Origin of the sequence: Streptomyces sp. BR1 (assembly GCF_052373795.1) — a bacterium.
Classification (GTDB): domain Bacteria; phylum Actinomycetota; class Actinomycetes; order Streptomycetales; family Streptomycetaceae; genus Streptomyces.
The window spans coordinates 4,015,325-4,038,936 of the sequence record NZ_CM126252.1; the positions used below are offsets into that span (position 1 = coordinate 4,015,325).

A 23,612-nucleotide genomic window follows, 5' to 3' on the forward strand; every position below is an offset into this window, starting at 1 on the left:
GAGCCTCCCCGCCGTACGGACGGGCGCGCGTCAGCCCAGGGCCGACGCGTCCTCCAGCGTGCCGCTCACATCCGTGAAGCCCTTCTTCGCAGCCACCAGGCGCCCGTCCTTCACCACCTGGAACGTCACGTCCCGGTTGACGATCCGGGGGAAGTCCGGCGCCGCCAGCATGTCTTCGAACTTCCACCGCAGCGTCGGCGTCAGCCCGCCCGTGTCCACGCTGACGCCCTTGTTGAGCGCCCGGACCAGGTCGTGCGCGGCGACGTCGTTCTGGTCGAGGGACTCGATGACCCGCTTGAGGACCGTGTAGGCGATCCACGTCGTCTGCACGCCCGCGTCCGCCGCGTCGATCGTGTCGTCCCGGAACGCCTGCTCCCGGATGACCTCCTGCATCGGCGCCCAGCGCGCGTCGCCCGCCTCCGGGTACCAGCCGGTGACGTACGCGCCCTCGAACGGCCCGTCCTTGCCGCCCGTACGGTCCACCAGCGGCTGGCCGACCGAGCCGAGCACGGAGGCGACCTGCACCTTCTGGTCGTCGCTCTCCACGCGCCGGAAGGAGTCGAAGAACGTCTCGGTGCGATCGCCCAGGACCGCCGTCACGCACCCCTTGCGGGCCTGGTCGGCCGCCGCCTTCTTGCCGATGCGGCCCGGCAGTTCGGGGTCCGCCCCGGCCTTCACGAGCGCGTCCTGGGCCTGCTGGGTGTAGTCGCCGGCGTCGTCGGCCGTGCGGATGTCGGCGGCCTGGCGCTTATGGGCGGAGGACAGGCCCTCGTTGAGGAGCTGGGGCAGCAGGTCGCCGGAGACGGTGTCGGGCCGTACGAGCGCGACCTTGTCGCACCAGAGTGCCAACTGCTTGCCGCTGCCCGCCAGGAGGGTCGCCTGGCCGCCGTTGACGGGGTAGGAGAGCGCGCTGGAGAACTCCTCGTCGGAGACGCCGTAGCCGCCTATGTAGGGGATGCCGGCGGCTTCGAGCGGGGACATGAAGGCGCGGCCGTACTGGCTGTAGGAGCCGACGACCGCGATCGCGTGCGCCTTCACCGCCTGGCGGGCGCACTCGGCGGCGCCTGTCGCGGTGTTCTGCTCGTTGCAGGTGAGGACGTCGAGGCGGTGGCCGTCGATGCCGCCGTGTGCGTTGACCCAGCGCGCGTACGCCTTCGCCATGGAGGGCATTCCGGGCATATTGGTCGAGCGAGTGTCCGCAGGAGCCCATGTCATCACGGTGACAGGCTCCCTGGAGCCCCCCGCGGCTCCAGGGAGTGCGCCACAGCCGGAGAACAGCGCGGCCCCGGCCGCCGTTGACGCGACGACTAAGACAGCCGTCACGGACTTCCAGGGGCGGGAGGAGGAGGAGCTGCGCCATCCGGTCATGTCCCTGCACAATTCCGCCTCATGGGTAACAGCGCAGTGGGCATTGGTCAACGCTCGGTGACGCTCAGGTGAATTACGGGGGCATGGGACGCCCCGAACAAGGGGAACGTACGATCGAACGCGTGCAGCAAGGTTCAGCCAGCTCTTCCCGTCGCGGCCGTCGCTCCTCCACCATGGGCGGCATGCCGTTGAATGACATGCCGTGGTGGCGCTGGCGCGCGAACGTGCGCTCGGCGCTGCACATGCTCTCCGACGAGTCCTTCCACCAGGACACCTGGCTGGCCGGGCGGGAGGGGTACGGGGACATCACCGACGCCGTCTACCGGCTGGTCGAGGACACCTGGCTGGACAACTGGTCGGCGGAGAAATACGTCGGCACGGTCTTCCGCGACTCCGGCGAGGCCGCGCTGGTGGACGTGGCCGTGCTGCGGGTGCTGCGGATCATGCACCAGGTGGGGGCGGACGCCCCGATCTCGGCGTTCCTGGCCCACCACGGCTGGCCCGAGGCGGTCCGCGCGGCCCGCGAGGCGCATGTGCGGCTCGCGGTCAACGACGCGGACGACCCGGACGCGGCGCCCCGCTCCCTTGAGGTCCTGCGCATCCAGACGCGCTCGGCCTGAGCCTCCTTGGGGGCGTCCACGTACGGGTCCGCATCCTGAGCGGTGACCAGCGGCACCGGCCGCTTGTGGCATCCTGCCTGGATGACTGACCAGTACGTCCTCACGCTCTCCTGCCCGGACAAACAGGGCATCGTGCACGCCGTGTCGAGCTATCTCTTCATCACCGGCTGCAATATCGAGGACAGTCAGCAGTTCGGAGACCGCGACTCGGGTCTCTTCTTCATGCGCGTCCACTTCTCGGCCGAGGCTCCGGTGACCGTCGACAAGCTGCGCGCCAGCTTCGCGGCCGTGGGCGACTCCTTCCAGATGGACTGGCAGATCCACCGCGCGGACGAGCGCATGCGGATCGTCCTGATGGTCTCCAAGTTCGGCCACTGCCTCAACGACCTGCTGTTCCGCTCCAAGATCGGCGCGCTGCCGGTGGAGATCGCGGCGGTGGTCTCCAACCACACCGATTTCGCCGAACTCGTGTCCTCGTACGACATCCCCTTCCGCCACATCCCAGTGACGAAGGAGACGAAGGCGGCGGCCGAGGGCCAGCTGCTCGATCTCGTACGGGAGGAGAACGTCGAGCTCGTCGTGCTCGCCCGCTATATGCAGGTCCTCTCGGACGACCTCTGCAAGCAGCTGAGCGGCCGGATCATCAACATCCACCACTCGTTCCTGCCGAGCTTCAAGGGCGCGAAGCCGTACCACCAGGCGCACGCGCGCGGGGTGAAGCTGATCGGTGCCACCGCGCACTATGTGACGGCGGACCTCGACGAGGGCCCGATCATCGAGCAGGAGGTCGAGCGCGTCGGCCACGAGGTCACCCCCGACCAGCTCGTCGCCATCGGCCGTGACGTGGAGTGCCAGGCGCTCGCGCGGGCCGTGAAGTGGCACGCGGAGCACCGCATCCTGCTCAACGGCCGCCGTACGGTCGTCTTCGCCTAGCAGGCCACCTTCACAGCCTGCTGAGCGACGCCGTCGCGAAGAGCACGTCCCGGACCGCCTCGCGGTCGCCGCGCCGGCCCGCCGCCGCGTCCTCCGGCGGGACGTGCCCCGCGGCGAGTCGGCAGAACTCCACGCCGTCCACGGCGATATGGGCCACCACGTGGTCGGGCGAGCCCTTGGCGGCGGGGGAGTCGAGCGCGATGAACCACTCGCCGCCGCCCGCGCCCTCGATCTCCAGCCGCAGCGAGCGGCCCGGCGCGCCCGCCGTCACCAGACCGCGCGCCGGAGCGGCGAGGCCCGCGCGGCGGCGGGCCGCGAGCGCGCTCGGCAGGATCCGCGCCGCCAGGTCGATCATCTTGTGCAGATGCGCCCCGGACGGCGGCTCGTACGGGTAGTCGACGGCGTCCGCGATGTCGCCCGCGTGGATCCAGCACTCGAAGGCGCGGTCGAGGAACGCGTCCTTGAGCGGCAGCGCGAACTCGCCGTAGGGGACGTCCAGTTCGGCCACGCCCCGGCCCGCGAACGACACCGTACGGATCAGGCTGTGGCTGTGCTCGCGCCACGGCTCGCGCACCGCGCGCGTGAGCGGGAACCGCGTGGCGGTCCAGAACGCCTCGGTGCGCGCGGTCGGGCCGGCAGGCAGCGAGGTGCCCGCCGGGTCCTCCAGGCCGAGCGCGGTCGCCACCAGACCGTCCACCGCCATCAGATGCCCGATCACCCCGGCCACGGTGGTGCGGCGGCTCACCTGCCGCTCGTGCTCGAACCACTTCAGCCGCACCGGCGCATGCCACTCCGCATCGCCGAAGTCATTGAGCAGCGAGTCCAGACGAGCGGTCTCCGCGTCGTACGGAGCGGCCCAGTCCGGCACCGGGATACGGGCCGGGCGCCGCCCCAGACAGTTCTCAAGCACCCGGGACCGCAGCAGCGGGTCCAGGTCCAGGCTGCGGTCGGTGTGCAGCAGCCCCACCGCGTCCCGCAGCCGCAGCGCCTCCTCCGCGCAGGGCGCGCACTCGGTGAGGTGCGCCTCGACGGCCTCGGTCTCCTCGGTCGAGCACGCGGCGAGCGCCCACGCCCCGAGCAGGGACTTCAGCACGGCGTGCGAGCGCACGACGGGCTCGGCCCGGACCGGCTCGGGGACCTTCGTGGGCATCGGCTCGGGCATGGCCGGGGGAAGCTCCTCGATGTCGTCGGCCGCGCGGCGCGGTGGCGGTATGCGCGGCGTGCCGTTCTCGTCGTCGGGCAGCGCCGGTCCGTGCTCCACCGGCCCGTTCACCGGGCGCGTCCGTAACCGGGCGGCGCGGAGCCCTCCGGCGGGCGGGTGTTGGCGGTGGACAGCAACTGGAGCCCGAGCCGCAGCCTGCGCCGGGCCTCGTCCTCGGTGATCGCGAGGTCGGCGGCGGCCTGCCGGTAGTTGCGGCGGCCGTGGTACGCGAGTTCAAGCGCTTGGCGCAGGGGTGCGGGCATCGACGTCACGATGTAGTCGGCGCGGGCTGCGGCCGAGGCGCGCAGGACCTTCGCCTCCAGCTCCTCGGCGGAGCCGCCGCCGTGCTCCGCGTACTGCGCGGCCTCGGCCTGGCGCAGCCGCAGTACGGCCTGGCGCTGGGTGAGCCTGGCGACCCAGGACCGCATGGACCCCTGCTTGGGGTCGTACGCGTCCGGGTTCTCCCACACGTACCCGAACACCTCGCGGGTGATCTGGTCGGCGGCGGAGTCGTCACCGAGGACGCGGTGGGCGAGGCTGTGCACGAGTGAGGCGAACCGGTCGTACAGCTCGCCGAGCGCGGCCGCCTCGCCGCGCGCCAGGCGCTGCTGCATCCTGCGATCCCAGCGCGGTGGTGCGTCCTTCGCCATGCGGCTCCCCAACCGTGTGCCGTGTTGCCCGTTCCGTACCTTTTGTCCGTGCCCCTGTGCACTCGTGTCCCTTCGAATGTAGTGCGGGGGTCCGAAAGACGCGCTCGTTTGCAGCAAGTGCGCCCCCGAAAGGGCAGGTCGTGGTAAGGCGCGAGGGGTTTCGTACGGCCCGCACCGGGCAGTCGCGCAAGGGACGGACGGGGACCGACTGCACAGAGAGGTCCGGACGCGTGACGCTGATGGTGAACGAGACCGAGCAGGGCGGATGGGCCGTGGTGCGCGTCCAGGGCGAACTGGACCTGGTAACGGCACCGCAGGTACGCCAGGCGGTCCACGAGGCGGTGGCGGCAGGCCGCCGAGACCTGGTCCTGGACCTCTCCGGAGTCCTCTTCTGCGACTCCAGCGGCGTGGGCGTCCTGATCGCCTCCCGCCGCCTGATCCGCTCCTGCCAGGGCCGCCTACGCCTGATCCTCCCTGCGAGGGGAGCGGTAGAGGGCTCCCACGTAAACCGAGTCCTGGCCGCACTGGGCGTGCGCCGCCTGTTCGACGTGTACGGGGACGTGGAGGCGGCAGCGAGGGACGAGGCCGAGCCGCTGTCGGCGTGAGGTGAGATCGGGAGGGGCACCGACAGCTGAGCTCTGTCGGCGCGAGATGACGTCGGGGGCCACCTACGCTTTTAGGGGCGCGGGGAACTGCGCGATCAGCCACACACAACCCGCACCCGGCAAAACACCCTCACCCCCCAAACCGCTCCCGCAACACGTACTTCAACACCTTCCGCAAGGTGTCATTGCGAGGCAGCGACGCCACCACCTCAAGCTGCTCCGGCAACTTGTGCGTGGCCAGCCCCTCCCCCCGCAGGAACGCGGTGACCGAGCCAAGGGTCAACTCCCCACCCCCCGCCGCAAGTTCGACCACCGCACAAACCCGCTCCCCGCGATCCGGATCCGGCAGCCCGATAACCGCCACATCCCCAACGCCCGGATGCCGATGCAGCAATTCCTCGACCTCCGCCGCGGAAATGTTCTCCCCCTTGCGGATAATGACGTCCTTGAGCCGCCCGGTAAGCACCAGATGCCCACTGGCGGTCAGGTGACCAAGATCCCCGGTCCTCAAATACCCATCCGCGTCGAACGCGGACGCGTTCTGCGAGGAATCCAGATACCCCCGACAAACAGCCTCGCCCCGAAGCCGCACTTCCCCATCCACGATCCGTATGGACATCCCCTCGGGCGGACGCCCCTCGGTCGTAGCCAGGTCGGACTCGCTGTCATCCGGCGACCCCATAGTGATCATCGGGACTTCGGTCATCCCGTACCCATGGGCAAGCCGACACCCCAACTCCCGCACCACGGCGTGGTAAACAGAGGGCGGCTTGGGCGCACCCCCACCCGCGAGCAGCCGCAACGTAGGAATGATCGGCACCCCCGGCTGCCGACGCTGCTCAGCAAGGAACATCGAGTAGAACGCGGTGGACCCACCCGCAATCGTCACCCCATGCCGCCGATACGACCCCAACGCCTCCGGCAACGCGAAATGCTCGAACAGGACGGCAGGAAAGCCGTACAGAAGCAGCATCACGGTGTAATCGGGCCCACCGATATGGGCATATGGAAAGGCCACAGAGCCGACGTCATCCGAAGTCGGACGAAGCGCATGCGCCAAACACGCCCCACCCGCCAGCAGCGACCGATCGGTATGCAACACACCCTTGGGCGCGGAAGTGGTCCCCGACGTCCAGTAGATCCACCGCACAGAAGTACCGTCGACGGGCGGCGGAGGCAGCACACCAGGATCCCCATCCGGCAGCACGTCGTACGCGGAGAAAACACCCCGCGCCCCCACCCGCCGAGCCATCGCCACATAATCGAACCCCCGCCAAACCCCCGGCACCGCGAAGAACTCCGCCCCCGACTCCCGCAGCGCGAACCCCACTTCACGCTCCCGGTAGTACGGGATGACGGGCGACTGCACGGCCCCCAGCCGGGCCAGTGCGAACGACAGCAGCGCCGTCTCGATCCGGGTCGGCAGCTGCCAGGCCACCACGGTCCCGGCCCGCACCCCCATCCCGTACAGCCCGGCCGCCACCCGCTCACCCCGCGCGCGCAGCTCGCCGAAGGTGAGGACGCGGTCGTCGGCGAGGAACACGGGCCGGTCGGGGGTGAGCGCGGCGCGGCGCTCGACGAGCTCCCAGAGCGTGCGGGAGGCGCCGAGTTCATGTGCGGTGTCGTTCATCGCCGTACTCCTCGCTCCTGGGAACGTCGGAACGTAACCCTCATAACTGACGGAACGTCAGATCGGTGCGGAGAGCGTAGGCCCGCACCGCTTGTCGGTCCATAGGTGCGCGGCTAGCCTGCTATCTGACGGACCATCAGATAGCGCCACCAGACAGCAGCCCGACGAGGGGTGGAGGCCGCCGGTGAACCTCACGTACGGCGCGGAGGACGAGGAGTTCCGGGCAGGGCTCAAGGCGTGGCTCGCGGCCGTGCTGCCGGGGTTGCCGCCCAGGCCGGACCCCTCGGACTGGCCCGGGCGGCGCGCGTACGACACCGGCTGGCAGCGGAGGCTGTACGACGCCGGGTACGCCGACGTGCACTGGGACGCCTCCCCGACCCGGCGGCTGATCTTCCTGGAGGAGACCGAGCGGGCCGGGGCGCCCTATGTCGGCGCGAACTTCGTGGGGCTGCTGCACGCGGGCCCCACCATCGCCGCCGAGGGGACGCCCGGGCAGCGGGCGCGCTGGCTGGCGCCGGTGCTGCGCGGGGACGAGGTGTGGTGCCAGGGGTTCAGCGAGCCGGACGCGGGCTCCGACCTGGCGTCGCTGCGCACGCGCGCGGTGCGCGACGGGGACGCGTACGTCGTCACCGGCGCCAAGATCTGGACCTCGCACGCGGAGGTCGCCGACTGGTGCGAATTGCTCGTCCGCACCGACCCGGACGCGCTCAAGCACCGGGGCATCACCTGGCTCGCGATGCCGATGGACGCACCCGGCGTGACCGTGCGCCCGCTGCGCACCCTCGCCGGGTCCGCCGAGTTCGCCGAGGTGTTCCTCGACGAGGTGCGCGTCCCGGTCGCCAACCGGGTCGGCGCCGAGAACGACGGCTGGCGCGTGACCATGGTGACGCTGTCGTACGAGCGGGGCACGGCGTTCGTCGGCGAGGTCGTCGCCTGCCGTCGCGTCCTGGCGGAGATCGCCGCCGAGGCGCACAAGAACGGCCGCTGGGACGATCCGGTGATCCGGCGCCGACTCGGCGGTCTGTACGCGGAGTTCAGTGCGCTCTGGCGGCTCATCCAGTGGAACGTCAGCGAGTCCGAGCGCGGTGGCGGCGCCCCCGGCGCCGGCGGCTCGGTCTTCAAACTCCGCTACTCGCACGCCCGCCAGGACCTGTACGACGCGGCCGCCGCCGTCCTCGGCCCCGACGCGCTCGACCTGGACCGCGAATGGACCCTCGACCGCTTGTCCTCCCTCTCGTACACCATCGCCGCCGGCACCTCGCAGATCCAGCGGAACATCGTCGCCGAGCGCATCCTCGGCCTGCCGAAGGGACGCTGATGGATTTCCAACTGAGCGATGACCAAAGGGCGTTGAAGTCCAGCCTGCGTGCGCTTCTCTCCCGGCGACTCGACCGCGAGACGCTGCGGGCGGGGCTCGACCGCGGGCTGTGGCGGGAGCTCGGCGCGGCCGGGTTCTTCGCGCTGCGGCTGCCGGAGGAGGACGGCGGGGTGGGGCTCGGGCTGCCCGAGGCCGTGCTGCTCTTCGAGGAGGCCGGGCGGGCGCTGCTGCCCGGGCCACTGATCGCCACGCATCTGGCGGCGGGGGCCGTCGAGGGCGCGGCGGAGGGCGAGACGGTGGTGGCGGCGCCGGACGGCGGCCTGGTGGAGTGGCTGGCGGAGGCCGACGTCGTACGGGGAGACGTCACCGGTGCCGAGCCGATCCGCTCGATCGACCCGCTGACACCGCTCCACCGAGTGCCGGGCGCGGACGGCTCCGCGGAAAGCGCGCTGCTCACCGCCGCCGAACAGCTCGGCAGCGCGGGCCGCACCACCGAGATGGCGGTCCAACACGCCCGAGAACGCGAGCAGTTCGGGCAGCCGATCGGCGCGTTCCAGGCCGTCAAGCATCTGTGCGCGCAGATGCTGGTCCGTACGGAGGTCGCGCGCGCGGCCGTGTACGCGGCCGCCGTCACCGGGGATCCGGTGGAGATCGTGGGCGCCAAGCTGCTCGCCGACGAGGCGGCCGTGGAGTGCGCGCGCGACTGCCTCCAGGTGTACGGCGGGATGGGCTTCACCTGGGAGGCGGACGTCCATCTGCATCTGAAGCGGGCGTGGGTGCGGTGCGAGCGCTGGCCTCCCACCGCGCTCGCGCTGGAGCTTCAGGCACGGGCACTGGAGGAGTCGGCGGCCGGGATCGCATAAGGCGTCCCGGATGGCGAACCGGTGTGTCTCGTAAGGTATTACGCGTGACGAACCGGTCTGTCTCGTAAGGCGAACCGGGGTGTCTCGCCAAGCGCCCACGAGCGTGGATACACAGTGTGTGGCCGGAGTCTGACGGAGCATTGGCCGAAGGGTGATGGATCGTCACCGAGCGTCGATATCGGGTTGTGTCCTTCAAGGGACCCGTCACGGCCCGGAGTCGGGGCCGCCCTCGGGTACCCTCCGTGGGGTGCGATCCCCCAGGCATCCTGCGTGCCCTTGTTCGACCCCCCGCAATGTGCGTCGCACAGTATGCACCACGCGTACTCCTTCGCGCTGGAATATGCCCGAAGCGCTTGTTGCGGTGACTGTACGTCAACCATGCTGTCTCGTACGGAAATCACGTTCTGTGAGCTTCACGAGGCGCGAGGCGATGTGTCCGCCGGTTCGGATGGTGTGAGCGGTGCAGGTGCTTCAGGTTCAGTTGGAGGTCGGAGCCGACCCCGCCGAGGTGGGGCGCGCTCGCAGATGGGCCCGCTCGCGGTTGGCCGGGTCAGGGATAAGGCTCGACGAGCCGCTCGCCGAGACCCTGATCCTGCTGATCTCGGAACTCGTGACCAACGCCGTGGTGCACACCGGCTGTCCGGCCGTGCTGCGGATGCTCTTCGGACCCGTCGGCGGGCCGGCCGACGGCGGAACCGTCCGCGTGGAGGTGGCCGACAGCAGCGCACGCGCGCCCAAGCCGCGCCACGCGGACGGGGACGACACCAACGGCCGCGGCCTGGAGCTGGTCGACGGCCTCGCCGACCGGTGGGGCTGGCAGCCGGAGGGCGCGGGCAAGTCGATCTGGTGCGAGGTGGACCGCGGCTGTGGCGCGGGGGGCGGCTGTGAGGCCGACAGGGGCGCGCCGGAGCTCGCGGGCGGGGCGTTCGAGCCGGGCGTGTACGAGCCGTCGTGCGCCGTCACAAATCGGGCGTAAGCGGCAAAGCTTTCGCTAGGTGTTGACGCGCAGTGGTGCTCTGATCACCCTTGGGTGAGCGATTCGTCGCGAGGGGACGCCGAGGGCGTGGACTGGTCCATGTTCCGTTCCGGGTCGGTCCTGGTTCTCCTCGGCGAGTGCGGGTCGTGGCTCGGCGTCGGCTCAGGGCAACGCTCTTCAGGGCATGAGGAGCTGGGCATGCGCGCGGAGCCGGGTGGCGGCCGTGGTGCCGTGCTCGGGGTGCGCATGACGCGCCGCCACCCGTGGAGGGTTCCTCTCAGAGAACGGCGACGGGTGCGACCGGGCTCCCCGTGGCGCCGACGAACGGTTCCGGCATCGCCGACAGCAGGAACGCGTACTGCCCCTCTTCCGCACAGGCTGTGGACAACTCTTCGAGATTCCAGTTCTGCCCCTGGAGCATGCCCATCTCGACCAGATCGAGGGCGTGCACCGGCAGCCACAGGTTCTCGATCTCCGGCGGGAAGATCTCGAAGGTGAGCGTGTCGTTGGCGACCGCCGCCGCATCGCGCGCGTGGAACCACTCGGGCGTACGGATCGAGAGCCCCGGCGACGGAAAACCGTACCCGTGCTTGTCGCCGCCGAGGCAGAGCTGGATCTGCCCGGTGCGTACGAGCACGATGTCGCCCGCACGGACGGTGACTCCCGCCAGCTCCTCGGCCGCGTCGAGGTCCTCGGGGGTGACGGCGTGGTCCCCGGGCAGCCGGTCGAGGCCGTGGGCGCGCGCCACATCCAGCAGCACCCCGCGCGAGATGATGTGGGTGAGCTTCTCGATGCCGCTGAACTCCGCCCCCGCGTGGGCGGTGATGGTGCCGGCGGGGCGGCCGTTGTAGATGCGGCCGGAGTGCGAGACATGGGTGAGCGCGTCCCAGTGGGTGGCCGCCTGGAGGCCGAAGGTGACGGCGTCGTCGCTGGTGGCGACGGTGCCGGGGCCGAAGATCTCCTGGTTGATCTGGACCATGGTGTGGAGCGGGTTGACCCGGCCGGGGATGAGGCCGGTCTGGACGCCGTTCTGCTCCAGGGGCAGCGCGAGCGGGATGCGGCGGCCGGTGCGGACGGTGGCGGCGGCGTCGCGTACGACATCGTCGGTGACGAGATTGAGGGTCCCGATTTCATCGTCGGGCCCCCAACGTCCCCAGTTGTTAAGGCGCTTGGCGATGTCCAGGAACTCGGCGGGCATCGGCATAAGAGTCCTCCCCGGGGGTTGTCTTCCGGCGTCCGCCGGGCCATAAAATCTAACGGTCCGTCAGAAACCGCGGGAAGGGGCCGGCATGGGGAACTTCTTGGCAGGCAAGGTGGTCGCCGTGACCGGCGCGGGGCGCGGCATCGGCCGCGCGGTGGCGCTGGCGGCGGCGGCCGAGGGGGCCAGGGTCGTCGTCAACGACTATGGCGTCTCGGTCGAGGGCGCCGAGCCCACCAGTACGGTCGCCGACGCGGTGGTCAAGGAGATCGAGGCGGCGGGCGGCGAGGCGGTCGCCATCGCGGACGACATCTCGACGATGGCGGGCGGCCAGCGCATCGTGGACACCGCGCTGGCCCGGTGGGGGCGGGTGGACGGGGTGGTGTGCGTCGCGGGCATCCTGCGCGAGCGCATGCTCTTCAACATGACGGAGGAGGAGTGGGACCCGGTGGTCGCCACCCATTTGAAGGGCACCTTCACCGTCTTCCGCGCGGCCTCCGCCGTGATGCGCAAACAGGGCTCCGGCACCCTGATCGGCTTCACCAGCGGCAACCATCAGGGGAGCGTGGCGCAGGCCAACTACAGCGCCGCGAAGGGCGGGGTGATCTCGCTGGTGCGCAGCGCCGCGCTTGGGCTGCACAAGTACGGGGTCACGGCGAACGCGGTCGCGCCGGTCGCCCGTACGCGGATGTCTGCCAACGTTCCCATGGAGCTTACGGAGATCGGCTCGCCGGAGGATGTGGCGGCGTTCGTGGTCTACCTGTTGAGCGACCGCGCCCGCTCGGAGGGCATCACGGGGCAGGTGTACACGGTCGCGGGGCCGAAGATCGCGGTGTGGGCGCAGCCGCGGGAGCTGCGGGCGGGGTACGTGTCGGACGGCCCTTGGACCCCGTCCCGGATTGCGGAGTTCCTCCCGGGGACGGTGGGGGTGGATCCGATGCCGATGCTGGCGCGGCTGGAGGAGATGGCACGCGCAGCGGAACGGGCGGAACGCCCGAACGCGTAGGAGGCCCCACCCCGCCCCTTCCCGAAAGCCCTGGGCGGCCGACCGACAACCGCCGGAGGCTTTCGGGAAGGGGTGGGGTGGGGGAATTTCCAGCGCACGAACGAGAGGCGATGGTATGGACTTCGGGTTCTCCCTCGACGACGAGGCGTTCCGGGCGGACACGCGCGCCTGGTTGGACGCGCATCCCGCCGAGGGCACCTCCCGCACCTGGGAGCGCACCCTCGGCGCGGCCGGATGGATCGGCCTCGGATGGACCGAGCGGCACGGGAACCGGCAAGGCACCCTCACCCAGCAGGTGGTCTGGGCCGAGGAGTACGCCCGTACACCCAACACCCCACCGCGCCTGGGCCACATCGGCGAGAACCTGCTCGCCCCCACCCTCATCGCGTACGGCACCAGCCAGCAGAAAGAACGCTTCCTGCCCCCCATCGCCCGAGGCGAGGAGCTCTGGTGCCAGGGCTACAGCGAACCCGACGCCGGCTCCGACCTCGCGGCGGTCCGTACCACCGCCACCCGCGACGCCACCGGCGCCTACCGCGTCACCGGCCAGAAGATCTGGACCTCGCACGCGCACGACGCCGACTGGTGCTTCGTCCTGGCCCGCACCGAACCGGGCTCGCGCCGCCACCACGGCCTCTCCTTCCTCCTCGTCCCCATGGACCAGCCGGGCAGGATCGAGGTCCGGCCGATCCGGCAGATGACGGGGACGAGCGAGTTCAACGAGGTCTTCTTCGACGGCGCCCGAGCCGAACCCGATCACATCGTCGGCGCCGACGGCGACGGCTGGCGCGTCGCCATGGCCCTGCTCGAAGTGGAACGCGGAGTGTCCACGCTGGTTCAACAGATCGGATTCGAGGAGGAGTTGGAGGGCGTTCTGAGGCAAGCGGGGGACATCCGCGACCCCGTCCTCCGCGACCGCCTCGTACGCCAATGGGCCGACCTCCGCGTCATGCGCTGGAACGCGCTGCGCACCCTCGGCGCCCCCGACACCGCCGCCCCCAGCGTCGCCAAACTGCTCTGGGGCGGCTGGCACCAGCGTCTGGGCGAGCTCGCGATGGCCGTACGGGGCGCGGAGGCCGCGGTCGGTCCGTACGACTGGAGCGAGGAGCGGCCGTACGAACTCGACGCGCAGCAACGCTCGTTCCTCTTCTCCCGCGCCGACACCATCTACGGCGGCTCGGACGAGATTCAGCGCACCATCATCGCCGAGCGCGTGCTCGGCCTGCCGAGGGAGGCTCGGGGCCAGTGAGAGGTGTTCTGTTCGATGGCACGCGGACGCAGGTGGTGGATGATCTGGAAGTACGGGGTCCGGGGCCCGGTGAGGTCCTGGTGGCTGTCGCCGCCGCCGGACTCTGCCACTCCGATCTGTCGGTGATCGACGGGACGATCCCCTTTCCCGTACCCGTGGTGCTCGGCCACGAGGGCGCGGGCGTGGTGGAGGCGACAGGTGAAGGCGTCACCCACGTCGCCCCCGGCGACCGCGTCGCGCTCTCCACCCTCGCCAACTGCGGTGCCTGCGCCGACTGCGACCGGGGGCGGCCCACGATGTGCCGCAAGGCCATCGGACGGCCCGGGCGGCCGTTCTCGCGGGGCGGGGAGGCGGTCCACCAGTTCGCCGCCAACTCCGCTTTCGCCGAGCGGACGTTGGTGAAGGCCGTGCAGGCGGTACGGATCCCCAACGACGTGCCGCTGACCTCGGCCGCGCTGATCGGCTGCGCGGTGCTCACGGGCGTGGGGGCCGTACTGAACCGGGCGCGGGTCGAGTACGGCGACACCGTCGTCGTCATCGGCACCGGCGGCATCGGCCTCAATGTCATTCAAGGCGCTCGGATCGCGGGTGCGCGCACCATCGTCGCGGTCGACACCAACCCGGCGAAGGAATCGGCCGCCCGCACGTTCGGCGCGACCCACTTCCTGGCGTCGGCGGACGGCGTACGCGAGGTGCTGCCGACCGGCGCCGACCACGTCTTCGAGTGCGTCGGCCACCCAGCCCTCGTCCGCAGCGCCGTCGACCTGCTCGACCGGCACGGCCAGGCCGTCCTGCTCGGCATGCCCGCGCCGACCGCCGAGGCGACGTTCGCGCCCGCCGCGATGTTCCTGGACAAGTCCATCCTGGGCTGCCGGTACGGGAGTTCACGCCCCCAGTACGACATCCCGCGCTACGCCGACCTCTACCGCTCGGGCGCGCTGCTCCTGGACGAGCTGGTCACCGAGGTGTACGCGGTCGAGGACTTCGCGAAGGCGGTGGACGACGCACGGCAGGGGCGGGTGGCTCGGGGGGTGCTGACGTTCTGAGCCCCGGGCTCAGCTGTGTGCCCCCGCCCGGAACGTACGTCGGTACACCGTCGGTGGGACGCCCAGCGCGGTCTGCAGGTGCTGGCGCAGCGAGGTCGCCGTGCCGAATCCGGCCGCGCGCGCTATTTGATCCACGGACAGGTCGCTGGACTCCAGGAGGTGCCGGGCGCGTTCCACCCGCTGCTGGGTGAGCCACTGGCCGGGGCTCAGGCCCGTCTCCTCACGGAACCGGCGCGTGAACGTCCGTACGGACATGGCCTCCTGCTCGGCCATGTCGCGCAGCTGGATCGGCTCCTCCAGGCGTCCGAGCGCCCAGGCGCGCGCGGTGGTCGTGGTCGCCAACTGGGGCTCGGGGAGCGGGCGTTGGATGTACTGGGCCTGGCCGCCGTCGCGGTGCGGCGGCACCACCGTGCGGCGCGCCACCTCGTTGGCGACCGCCGCGCCGTGGTCGCGCCGGACGATGTGCAGGCACAGGTCGATCCCGGCGGCGACGCCGGCCGAGGTCAGCACGTCCCCGTCGTCGACGAACAGCACGTCCGGGTCGACGTCGACGTTCGGGAAGAGCTCCTGGAAGTGCTCGGCGTGCATCCAGTGCGTGGTGGCGGGCCGCCCGTCGAGGTACCCGGCGGCGGCCAGTACGTAGCTGCCGGTGCAGATGGAGACCATGCGGGTGCCGGGGCGTACGCGCGCGAGGGCGTCGGCGAGTGCGGGCGTGAGCACGCCCTCCTCGTACACCGGGCCGAGCTCGTGCGAGGCGGGCACCACGATGGTGTCGGCCTCGGCGAGTACCTCGGGTCCGTGCTCTACGAGTACGGCGAAGTCGGCGTCGGTCTGGACGGGGCCCGGTGGCCGTATCGAGCAGGTGGTCACGGTGTAGAGCGACTCCCGTGCCCCGTCCTCGGCCCTTGCCCGCCCGAAGATCCGCTGCGGGATGCCCAGCTCGAAGGGGAGCAGGCCGTCGAGGGCTAGGACGGCGACGTGGTGGGGGCGGGGGTGGGTCACGGGCGGCGGCTCCTTCCGGGGGAGGCTTCACGGACAAGTGTGCGCCGGGTTCGGTGGGGTGAGTTCCCCCACCCCGCCCCTTCCCGAAACTCTCCGAGGGATCTGGTCGGCTGCGGATCGTGCCGGGTTGCTCGCGCAGTTCCCCGCGCCCCTTGATGGGCCCTTCGGGCCCTCCTCAGGGGTGCGGGGGCCCGTGGCCCGATTCCTGCGAACCGTGGCCATCCGGCCACTCGTTCGGGCCGGGCGGGGCCGGGAAGCTGGGTGGCATGCCCCAGACAAGCGTCGCCGCGCCCCCGTCCCGTATCCACCGCGCATGGTTCGTCGCCGCCGTAACGTTCGTGACGATCATCGGCGCGGCCGCCTTCCGGTCGCTGCCCGGGCTGCTGATCGATCCGCTGCACGGGGAGTTCGGGTGGTCGCGCGGGACGATCGGCGCGGCGGTGTCCCTGAACCTCGCGCTGTACGGGCTCACCGCGCCCTTCGCCGCCGCCCTGATGGACCGGTTCGGCATCCGCCGGGTCGTGGCGGTCGCGCTGACCGTGATCGCGGCCGGGTCCGGGCTCACCGTCTTCATGCACTCCGCCTGGCAGTTGATGCTCTACTGGGGCCTGCTCGTGGGCCTGGGCAGCGGGTCGATGGCGCTGGCGTTCGCCGCGACCGTCACCAACCGCTGGTTCACCGCCCGCAAGGGCCTGGTCACCGGCATCCTGACCGCCGCCTCCGCCTCCGGGCAGCTGATCTTCCTGCCCGTGCTCTCCTGGCTGGTGGAGCACCACGGCTGGCGCCCGGCCGCCGTCACGGTCGCGCTCGCCGCGCTCGCGGTGGTCCCGTTCGTGTGGCTGCTGCTGCGCGACCACCCGGCGGACGTGGGCCTCGCCCCGTACGGCTCGGACACGTACGTCGAGAAGCCCGCACCCGTGCCCGGCGCGGCGACCCGCGCGCTGAAGGTGCTCGCCCGGGCCGTACGCACCGGACCGTTCTGGCTGCTCGCGGGCACCTTCGCGATCTGCGGCGCATCCACCAACGGCCTGATCCAGACGCACTTCGTGCCCGCCGCGCACGACCACGGGATGCCCGTGACGGCCGCCGCCGGACTGCTCGCGGTCATCGGCGTCTTCGACGTCGCCGGGACGATCTTCTCCGGCTGGCTCACCGACCGCTTCGAGTCCCGCCGCCTGCTCGCCACGTACTACGCCCTGCGCGGCATCTCGCTCCTCTTCCTGCCGATGCTGCTCGCGCCCTCCATCCATCCACCGATGCTGTTCTTCATCGTCTTCTACGGCCTGGACTGGGTCGCCACCGTCCCGCCGACGCTCGCGCTCTGCCGTGAGCACTACGGCGACGACAGCGCCATCGTCTTCGGCTGGGTGCTCGCCTCCCACCAGGTCGGCGCGGCCGTGGTCGCCTTCCTCGGCGGCCTCGCGCGCGACGCCTTCGGCTCGTACGACATGGTCTGGTACGGCTCTGGCGCGCTCTGCGCCGTGGCCGCCCTGATGGCCCTGGTGATCCGCCGCCCCGGCTCCCGCACCCCCTCTTTGCCGGAACCGGCGCTCGCGTGATCCCCTCTGAGGGAAGGGGGTGCGCGCATGCGGACACAGAGGATACGTACGGGGACGGCTCTCGCGGCCCTGCTCGCCTGCGCCACGCTGGCGGGCTGCGGAACGGAGCGGTCTGACGCGGGCGCGGCGCCGACCCCGTCCCCGGTCCAGTCCTCGGCGACGCCGGAGAACTGCGACACGACGGACGACGGGGCCGGTACGCCGGGCCCGCCGACGGACGAGGACACGGGCACGCCCGGTCCGCCCACGGACGAGGACACGGGCACGCCGGGCCCGCCCACGGACGAGGACACCGGTACGCCCGGCCCGCCCACCGACGGTCAGGTCACGGACGGCGCCGGGCCGTGCGGCGAGGCGGGCTGGTACGGCATGACCAAGGACTTCATGACGTACTACACCGCCCACGCCACCAAGGCGGACGACGGCCAACTGGAATCGGTCACCGACGTACGCGTACGCATCGCGGGCAAGATCAACATGACCGTGGCCGAGGTGACCACCGACTTCCGCCCCGAGGCGACCTACGCGGCAGACCGAGTGGCCGAGGTCTTCGCAACCTGGCGCAAAGAGGTATATGGCGACCACGGCACGGTGACGGTGGTGACGAGCGAGCGGAAGCCGATGAGTACGAAGGTGTGGTGACGGGCCACTTCTCGGTGCCGGGTGCCCTACATGGGGCGCGGTTCGCTGCCGGGTGCCTACTAGGGGCGCGGGGAACTGCGCGACAAGCCACGCACGGTCCGCAGACAAGAGACGGCCATATAAGGGGCGCGGGGAACTGCGCGACCAGCCACCCACGGTCCGCACCCGAAGGGTCACCCCACTCGCTCCGCGAGAAACGCCTCCCAAGTCCGCTCCCCCCGCACGGCCCCCTCGCCCGCGAGGTTCTCCCCGGCCCGATAGGCCCGCCCCGCCTTACCGGGCATCGGTACGGGCAGAAGCGGCCGCCGCTTACCAACCGCCGCCAGATACGTACGGGCAAGCTCCCCCATCCCGTACACCTTGGGCCCCGCCAGATCGGGAACCAGCCCAGCGGGTGAGGCGAGCGCGAGCTCGACAAGCCGCGCGGCCACTTCACCCGCGTCCACCGGCTGAAGCCGCACCGCACGAGGCACCGGCACCACCGGCAACTTCGCCATCTTCGACATCATCCCCAGCACCAGGTCATGGAACTGCGCGGCCCGCAACGTAGTCCACGGCACCCCACACCCCGCCACAGACCGCTCCGCCTCCAACTTCGACGCGAACCACCCCAACGGCACCCGATCCGCCCCGATGACCGAGATGTACACCAGATGCTCAACCCCCGCCCGGGCGCAGGCGCGCGTGAGGTTGGCGGTCGCCTCGGCATCACCCTTCGGCCCACCCGCGAGGTGCAGCACGACATCGGCCCCGGCGACGGCCTCGTCGACACCCGAGGAGGCGAGCAGGTCACCGGTGACATACGAAACCCCGTCCGCCCCCGCCCGCCCGTGCCGCGTCAGCACCCGCACCTTGCGGTCGGCGTCGCGCAGGAGCGGGACGATGTGCTTGCCGAGGGTGCCGGTGCCGCCGGTGACCAGGATCGTTGACGTCATTGCGTTCTCCGGGAGTTGTGCGGACCGGGGGCGTTGCGCGCCCGGTCGTAGTCGGTACGTTTTCGGGGTTCTGCTTTTCTGACACGCCCCGATTGAGGAATGTGACGATGGACGAGCACGCATTGCCGGCCGAGCGTTTCGAGGCCGACCGGGCCCATCTGCGCGCGGTCGCCTACCGGATGCTCGGCTCGCTGAGCGAGGCCGAGGACGCCGTGCAGGACGCCTGGCTGCGCGTCAGCCGGGCCGATGTGAGCGATGTCGAGAACATCACCGGCTGGCTGACGACAATCGTGGCGCGGGTATGTCTCAACGTGCTGCGCGCGCGGAAGTCACGGCCCGAGGAGTCCTACGAGGCGGACGCCGTGCCCGACGTGGCCGCCGGGCCGCAGGAGCGCGTCGACCCCGAACAGGAGGCGGTGCTCGCCGAGTCGGTGGGCCTGGCGCTGCTCGTGGTGCTGGACACGCTGGCGCCGGACGAGCGGCTGGCGTTCGTCCTGCACGACATGTTCGCCGTGCCGTTCGACCAGATCGGCCCGATGATCGAGCGGACCCCGGCCGCCGCCCGCCAGCTGGCCAGCCGCGCCCGCCGCCGGGTCAAGGGCAGCAGCCCGGCACCCGCGGCCGACCTGGCCCGTCGGCGTCCGGTCGTCGACGCCTTCCTGACCGCGATACGCGGCGGGGACTTCGAGACGCTGGTCACCCTGCTCCACCCCGACGTGGTGCTGAACGCGGACCGCTGGGTCATCCCCACCCCGGAACCGGTGGTCCTCGACGGCGGCCACACCGTGGCGAAGGCCGCGATGGCCGCCATCGGCCGGGCGCAGTTCACCGGAGTGGCACTGGTCGACGGGCAGGTCGGCCTGGCCATGGCTCCCTACGGCCGTCTGGTCATCGTGCTCTGCTTCACGATCGTGGACGGCGCGATCACGGAGATCGACGTCATCGCGGACCCGGACCGTATCGCCGGGATCGAGATCGCGGCACTCGACGCCCAGGACAGGCTCTAAGCGCTGTTACGGGGTGAACCGCCCGAACCTGCCCCGGTGGAACAGGAGCGGTTCACCCTCGGCCGCGCCGCCGAGGGCCTCCACACGGCCGACCACGATCAGGTGGTCGCCGCCGGTGTGCACGGTCTGGATGCGGCAGTCGACCCACGCCGGTACGGAGTGCAGGCGCGGGGAGCCGGTCACGGGGGCCGCGTCGTAGCCGACGCCCGCGAACTTGTCGGCGCCGCTGACCGCGAACGCCCGGCACAGCGGCCCCTGTTCGGCGCCCAGGATGTTGACGCAGAAGACGCCAGCGCGCGCGATGCGCGGCCAGGTCGTCGACGTACGCCCGACCATGAAGACGACCAGCGGCGGGTCGAGGGAGAGGGAGGCGAAGGACTGGCAGGCGAAGCCGGTGGGGCCGGCGTCGTCGTGGGCGGTGACGACGGTGACGCCGGTCGCGAAGTGGCCCAGTACGCCACGGAACTCGGCCGGGTCGACGGGCAGCCGCTCGTCGTCGCGTACGGCCCGTAACGCGGGCCGGGGAAGGGCTTCGACGGGCTCGGCGGCGGCAGTGGCGGCCGCGCCGACGGACCTCAGGTATCGGACGACGGTCGCCGCCATCCCTTCGTGTCCCATCATAATTTTCATTGAACCTGACGGTTCGTCAGATTGGAAGTCTTACAGGCCCCGGTACTTGGGTGTCCGGCGCTCCACGAAGCTCGCCACGCCCTCCTGGGCGTCCTGGGTGGTCATGTTGATCTCCTGAGCCGCCGCCTCCGCCGCGAACGCGGTCGTACGGTCGCCGTCCAGCGACGCGTTCACCAACTGCTTGGCCAGGACGATCGAGCGGGTCGGACCGGCGGCCAGGCGCTGGGCCCACTCCCCGGCGACGGCCGCGAGCTCGGCGTCGGGCACCACCCGGTTCACCAGCCCCATCCGCTCCGCGTCCACCGCCCGCACCGCGTCCCCGAAGAACATCAACTCCTTGGCCCGCTGCGGCCCGACGAGACGCGCGAGCAGATACGCACCACCGCCGTCCGGGACGAGCCCACGCCGTACGAACACCTCGATGAACTTCGCCGACTCGGCCGCCAGCACCAGGTCGCAGGCGAACGCCAGATGCGCGCCGATACCGGCCGCCGTGCCGTTCACGGCCGCGATCACCGGCTTCTCGCAGTCGAGCACGGCGGCGATGAGGCGCTGGGCCCCGAGCCGGATGGTGCGGGCCACATCACCGGGCACGCGCTCACCGCCCCCGGACGAGCCACCACCGCCCGGCCCGGCGCCCCGCAGATCCGCCCCCGCGCAGAACCCCTTCCCCGTCGCCGTGAGCACGACGGCCCGTACAGCCGGGTCGGCCGAGGCGTCCGCGAGCAGCGCGATCACGCGTTCCCGCTGGTCCCAGGTGACGGCGTTCATCGCCTCGGGCCGGTTGAGCGTGATCCATGAGACGCCGTTGTCAGTGGTGTGCAGGACCATGTCCGTGGGAGGCACCCCGGCGGAAGGAGAGCTCATGTGCACACCACCAGCGCGTCGAGCGCCACCGCGCCCTGCCCGCGCTCCAGGACCACCAGGGGATTGATGTCCAACTCGCGGATCTCGCCGCCCAGTTCCAGCGCCATGCGCTGCACCCGCAGCACCACTTCGACCAGTGCGTCGACGTCGAGGGGTGGTCCGCCGCGTACACCGTCGAGGAGCGTACGGCCGCGCAGCTCGGCGAGCATGTCGCGGGCCTGCTCCTCACCGAACGGCGGTACGCGTACGGCCGCGTCGCCCAGGACCTCGACCAGGACCCCGCCGAGACCCACGGTCACGGTCGGGCCGAAGAGCTGGTCGTGGGTGACGCCGACTACCATCTCGACGCCCCGCGCCACCATCTGGCAGACGAGGACACCGTCGAGGTCGACCTCCTCGTACCGGGCGATGTCGGTCAGCTCGCGGTACGCGTCGCGCACCTGGCTCGCCGACGTCAACCCGACCTTGACCAGGCCGAGTTCGGTCTTGTGGGCGAGGCGGGTGCCGGAGGCCTTCATCACCACCGGGTAGCCGACCTGCCCGGCGGCGCGTACGGCCGCCGCCGCGCTGGTCACCAGCTGCTCGCGCGGCACCCGGATCCCGTACGCCCGCAGCAGCTGCTTCGCCGCGTGCTCGCTGAGCTGCTGCCCCGGCCGCATCAGCGCCTGCGCCTTGCGGAACGAGGGGGACGGCACGCGTGGCGCCTCGTCGAAGGGCGAGCGGTAGGCGGCGGTGAACCGGTGGTGCCCGAGGTAGGCGTGTACCGCCCCGATGCAGTTGGCGAACGTACGGAAGGTGGCGACGCGGGAGGAGCCGAGCAGCGTCTCGCGGTAGGCGGCCTCGGTCCCCACCGGCGAGCCCCACACCACGCACACCAGCTTGTCCGTGCGCTCCGCCGCGTCCACCAGATCCCGCACCAGCTTGTCGCTCATCGGCGGGAACGGGCCGGTGACGGGGCAGATGAGCACGCCCACCGCCGGGTCGGCGAGGATCGCGTCGATGATCTTCGGCCCGCGCCAGTCGCCCACCGGGTGGCCGCCGTTGTCGACCGGGTTGGCCACGTTCAGATATGACGGTATCCACTCGTGCAGCTCGGCCTGCTTGGCGTCGGAGAGGGTGGGCAGGGTGAGCCCGGCCGCCGTCGCGAGGTCCGCGAAGTGCGCGCCCGTACCGCCCGAGATCGAGTAGACGACGACGCCGTCGGCGACGGGTTTACGGGCCCGGGCCAACAGGGCCGAGGTGTCCTGGAGTTCATCGAGACCGTCGACGCGGATCACGCCGTACTGCCGCATCGCCGCGTCCACCACCTGGTCCGCGCCGGTCAGTTTGCCGGTGTGGGAGGCGGCCGTGCGCGCGCCGGTCTCGGTGCGGCCGACCTTGACCGCGACCACGGGCACGCGCGCGCGTGCCGCCCGGTCGGCGGCGAGCAGGAATGAGCGCCCGTCCTTCAGGCCCTCCAGGTAGCAGGCGATGGCGCCGACCTCGGGGCGCTCGGCGAAGTACGAGATGAAGTCGGCGGTTTCGAGGTCGGCCTCGTTGCCGGTGGGTGCCCAGTGGGAGAGGCGGATGCCGAGCTCCTGGAGGGCGAAGAGCGGGCGGCCCTGGTGGCCGGACTGGGTGATCAGGGCGATCGCGGGTCCGTCGAGGTCGTCGCGGAAGCGCTCGAAGGCGTTGAGGTTGGTGTTGGGCCCGAGCAGCCGCATCCCGGACCGCGCGACGGCCGCCGCCAGTCTCTCCTGTGCGGCGGCGCCGTCCTCGCCGCTCTCGGCGAACCCGGAGGCGAACGCGACCGCGAACTTCACCTTGGCCTCGGCGAGTTCGTCGATCAGCGGCAGCGGGTCGGCGACCAGGAGCACGGCCAGGTCCACCTGCTCGGGCAGGTCGGCGACGGACGCCGAGCAGGCGAGCCCGAAGACCGATTCGCGCGTGGGATGGACGGGATGGACCCGGGCGCCCACTCTCTCCGCCCAGGCGATCAGCTGGCGGGTGATCCCCGTGTTGGGGCGGCCCTCGGCGTCGGAGGCGCCGATCACGGCCAAGGACTCGGGCCGGAAGAACCGGTCCAGGTCGGGCACGGGCGCGTACAGCGGGCGGCCGCTGACGTCCAGGTCGCCTTCGGCCGCGGCCGTGCCGTGGACGGCGCCGTTCCCCGGCTGCTCGCCGCAGGCGACCACCCGTGCGCGGAAGTCGGTCGTGAGGGTGCCGTGAGTCGATCCAAGCATCGTTCCGCCCGCTCCTGGTCGATGGCCAACATGGCTCTTGCGTAACTGGCAAGTAACTGACGCATAGTCAGATTACAGACCTGAC

22 protein-coding genes are annotated in these 23,612 nt (G+C 71.2%); 12 read left to right on the forward strand and 10 right to left on the reverse strand.

The genetic code is table 11. The features are described 5' to 3' along the window. Positions 1 to 30: 30 nt before the first annotated feature. On the reverse strand, positions 31 to 1,368 hold the full coding sequence (locus tag ACT1U9_RS17625; RefSeq protein ID WP_444533685.1) for an ABC transporter substrate-binding protein: 1,338 nt from the start codon (positions 1,366 to 1,368) through the stop codon (positions 31 to 33). Positions 1,369 to 1,541: 173 nt separating this feature from the next. Between ACT1U9_RS17625 and ACT1U9_RS17630 the strand changes: the two genes are divergently transcribed. Further along, entirely contained in the window at positions 1,542 to 1,988 is a 447-nt protein-coding gene (locus tag ACT1U9_RS17630) for an SCO4402 family protein (protein ID WP_444539148.1), read from the forward strand. Positions 1,989 to 2,069: 81 nt separating this feature from the next. Next, positions 2,070 to 2,921, forward strand: a complete 852-nt coding sequence (gene purU / locus ACT1U9_RS17635; RefSeq protein ID WP_444533686.1) for a formyltetrahydrofolate deformylase — start codon at positions 2,070 to 2,072, stop codon at positions 2,919 to 2,921. A 10-nt stretch (positions 2,922 to 2,931) separates the two neighbouring features. Here purU and ACT1U9_RS17640 read toward each other — a convergent pair whose 3' ends face one another. Together ACT1U9_RS17640 and ACT1U9_RS17645 are read right to left on the reverse strand one after the other, a co-directional pair. Further along, positions 2,932 to 4,083, reverse strand: coding sequence for a zf-HC2 domain-containing protein (locus ACT1U9_RS17640; protein ID WP_444539149.1), 1,152 nt, complete (start codon positions 4,081 to 4,083; stop codon positions 2,932 to 2,934). Between the two features lie 107 nt (positions 4,084 to 4,190). Beyond that, entirely contained in the window at positions 4,191 to 4,772 is a 582-nt protein-coding gene (locus ACT1U9_RS17645; protein WP_444533687.1) for a sigma factor, read from the reverse strand. A 230-nt stretch (positions 4,773 to 5,002) separates the two neighbouring features. Between ACT1U9_RS17645 and ACT1U9_RS17650 the strand changes: the two genes are divergently transcribed. Then, a complete protein-coding gene (locus ACT1U9_RS17650) occupies positions 5,003 to 5,377 on the forward strand; it encodes an STAS domain-containing protein (protein ID WP_444533688.1) in 375 nt (124 codons plus the stop codon). A gap of 130 nt (positions 5,378 to 5,507) precedes the next feature. Here the strand turns inward: ACT1U9_RS17650 and ACT1U9_RS17655 are convergent, their stop codons facing one another. Then, the gene (locus ACT1U9_RS17655) at positions 5,508 to 7,007 is read right to left on the reverse strand and encodes a class I adenylate-forming enzyme family protein (RefSeq protein ID WP_444533689.1); all 1,500 of its coding nucleotides are present in this window, start codon (positions 7,005 to 7,007) and stop codon (positions 5,508 to 5,510) included. A gap of 184 nt (positions 7,008 to 7,191) precedes the next feature. Here ACT1U9_RS17655 and ACT1U9_RS17660 point away from each other — a divergent pair, with 184 nt between their 5' ends. From ACT1U9_RS17660 to ACT1U9_RS17670, 3 genes are all read left to right on the forward strand, one after another. Next, positions 7,192 to 8,325: an acyl-CoA dehydrogenase family protein gene (locus ACT1U9_RS17660; RefSeq protein ID WP_444533690.1), complete on the forward strand. Its 1,134-nt coding sequence runs from the start codon at positions 7,192 to 7,194 to the stop codon at positions 8,323 to 8,325. Next, positions 8,325 to 9,188, forward strand: a complete 864-nt coding sequence (locus ACT1U9_RS17665; protein WP_444533691.1) for an acyl-CoA dehydrogenase family protein — start codon at positions 8,325 to 8,327, stop codon at positions 9,186 to 9,188. The genes ACT1U9_RS17660 and ACT1U9_RS17665 overlap by 1 nt, the downstream gene beginning before the upstream one ends. A gap of 460 nt (positions 9,189 to 9,648) precedes the next feature. Further along, positions 9,649 to 10,164: an ATP-binding protein gene (locus ACT1U9_RS17670; RefSeq protein ID WP_188277104.1), complete on the forward strand. Its 516-nt coding sequence runs from the start codon at positions 9,649 to 9,651 to the stop codon at positions 10,162 to 10,164. A gap of 277 nt (positions 10,165 to 10,441) precedes the next feature. Here ACT1U9_RS17670 and ACT1U9_RS17675 read toward each other — a convergent pair whose 3' ends face one another. Continuing rightward, on the reverse strand, positions 10,442 to 11,368 hold the full coding sequence (locus ACT1U9_RS17675) for a cyclase family protein (RefSeq protein ID WP_444533692.1): 927 nt from the start codon (positions 11,366 to 11,368) through the stop codon (positions 10,442 to 10,444). Positions 11,369 to 11,453: 85 nt separating this feature from the next. Here ACT1U9_RS17675 and ACT1U9_RS17680 point away from each other — a divergent pair, with 85 nt between their 5' ends. From ACT1U9_RS17680 to ACT1U9_RS17690, 3 genes are all read left to right on the forward strand, one after another. Next, complete coding sequence (locus ACT1U9_RS17680; protein ID WP_444533693.1) at positions 11,454 to 12,368, forward strand: SDR family NAD(P)-dependent oxidoreductase; 915 nt, start codon at positions 11,454 to 11,456, stop codon at positions 12,366 to 12,368. A 115-nt stretch (positions 12,369 to 12,483) separates the two neighbouring features. Next, positions 12,484 to 13,617 (forward strand): acyl-CoA dehydrogenase family protein, encoded by a 1,134-nt coding sequence (locus ACT1U9_RS17685; RefSeq protein WP_444533694.1) that lies wholly within the window; start codon positions 12,484 to 12,486, stop codon positions 13,615 to 13,617. Further along, positions 13,614 to 14,663 (forward strand): Zn-dependent alcohol dehydrogenase, encoded by a 1,050-nt coding sequence (locus tag ACT1U9_RS17690; protein ID WP_444533695.1) that lies wholly within the window; start codon positions 13,614 to 13,616, stop codon positions 14,661 to 14,663. Before ACT1U9_RS17685 ends, ACT1U9_RS17690 begins: the two co-directional genes overlap by 4 nt. 9 nt (positions 14,664 to 14,672) lie before the next feature. Here the strand turns inward: ACT1U9_RS17690 and ACT1U9_RS17695 are convergent, their stop codons facing one another. Further along, positions 14,673 to 15,665: a GlxA family transcriptional regulator gene (locus tag ACT1U9_RS17695; protein WP_444533696.1), complete on the reverse strand. Its 993-nt coding sequence runs from the start codon at positions 15,663 to 15,665 to the stop codon at positions 14,673 to 14,675. 266 nt (positions 15,666 to 15,931) lie between these two features. Here ACT1U9_RS17695 and ACT1U9_RS17700 point away from each other — a divergent pair, with 266 nt between their 5' ends. Further along, the gene (locus tag ACT1U9_RS17700; protein ID WP_444533697.1) at positions 15,932 to 17,224 is read left to right on the forward strand and encodes an MFS transporter; all 1,293 of its coding nucleotides are present in this window, start codon (positions 15,932 to 15,934) and stop codon (positions 17,222 to 17,224) included. A gap of 27 nt (positions 17,225 to 17,251) precedes the next feature. Then, a complete protein-coding gene (locus ACT1U9_RS17705; RefSeq protein WP_444533698.1) occupies positions 17,252 to 17,866 on the forward strand; it encodes a hypothetical protein in 615 nt (204 codons plus the stop codon). Positions 17,867 to 18,039: 173 nt separating this feature from the next. On the opposite strand, the gene ACT1U9_RS17710 is transcribed toward ACT1U9_RS17705, so the two are convergent. Beyond that, complete coding sequence (locus tag ACT1U9_RS17710; RefSeq protein WP_444533699.1) at positions 18,040 to 18,801, reverse strand: SDR family oxidoreductase; 762 nt, start codon at positions 18,799 to 18,801, stop codon at positions 18,040 to 18,042. 107 nt (positions 18,802 to 18,908) lie between these two features. Here ACT1U9_RS17710 and ACT1U9_RS17715 point away from each other — a divergent pair, with 107 nt between their 5' ends. Further along, complete coding sequence (locus ACT1U9_RS17715) at positions 18,909 to 19,808, forward strand: sigma-70 family RNA polymerase sigma factor (RefSeq protein WP_444533700.1); 900 nt, start codon at positions 18,909 to 18,911, stop codon at positions 19,806 to 19,808. A 6-nt stretch (positions 19,809 to 19,814) separates the two neighbouring features. Here ACT1U9_RS17715 and ACT1U9_RS17720 read toward each other — a convergent pair whose 3' ends face one another. From ACT1U9_RS17720 to ACT1U9_RS17730, 3 genes are read right to left on the reverse strand one after another with little or no spacing between them, the layout of a single operon-like run. Further along, positions 19,815 to 20,411 carry a flavin reductase family protein gene (locus ACT1U9_RS17720; protein WP_444539150.1) on the reverse strand — a complete coding sequence of 199 codons (597 nt, stop codon included), beginning with the start codon at positions 20,409 to 20,411 and terminating at the stop codon, positions 19,815 to 19,817. A 57-nt stretch (positions 20,412 to 20,468) separates the two neighbouring features. Further along, complete coding sequence (locus ACT1U9_RS17725) at positions 20,469 to 21,305, reverse strand: enoyl-CoA hydratase/isomerase family protein (protein WP_444533701.1); 837 nt, start codon at positions 21,303 to 21,305, stop codon at positions 20,469 to 20,471. Beyond that, positions 21,302 to 23,527 carry an acetate--CoA ligase family protein gene (locus ACT1U9_RS17730; protein ID WP_444533702.1) on the reverse strand — a complete coding sequence of 742 codons (2,226 nt, stop codon included), beginning with the start codon at positions 23,525 to 23,527 and terminating at the stop codon, positions 21,302 to 21,304. Before ACT1U9_RS17730 ends, ACT1U9_RS17725 begins: the two co-directional genes overlap by 4 nt. Positions 23,528 to 23,612 lie beyond the last annotated feature (85 nt).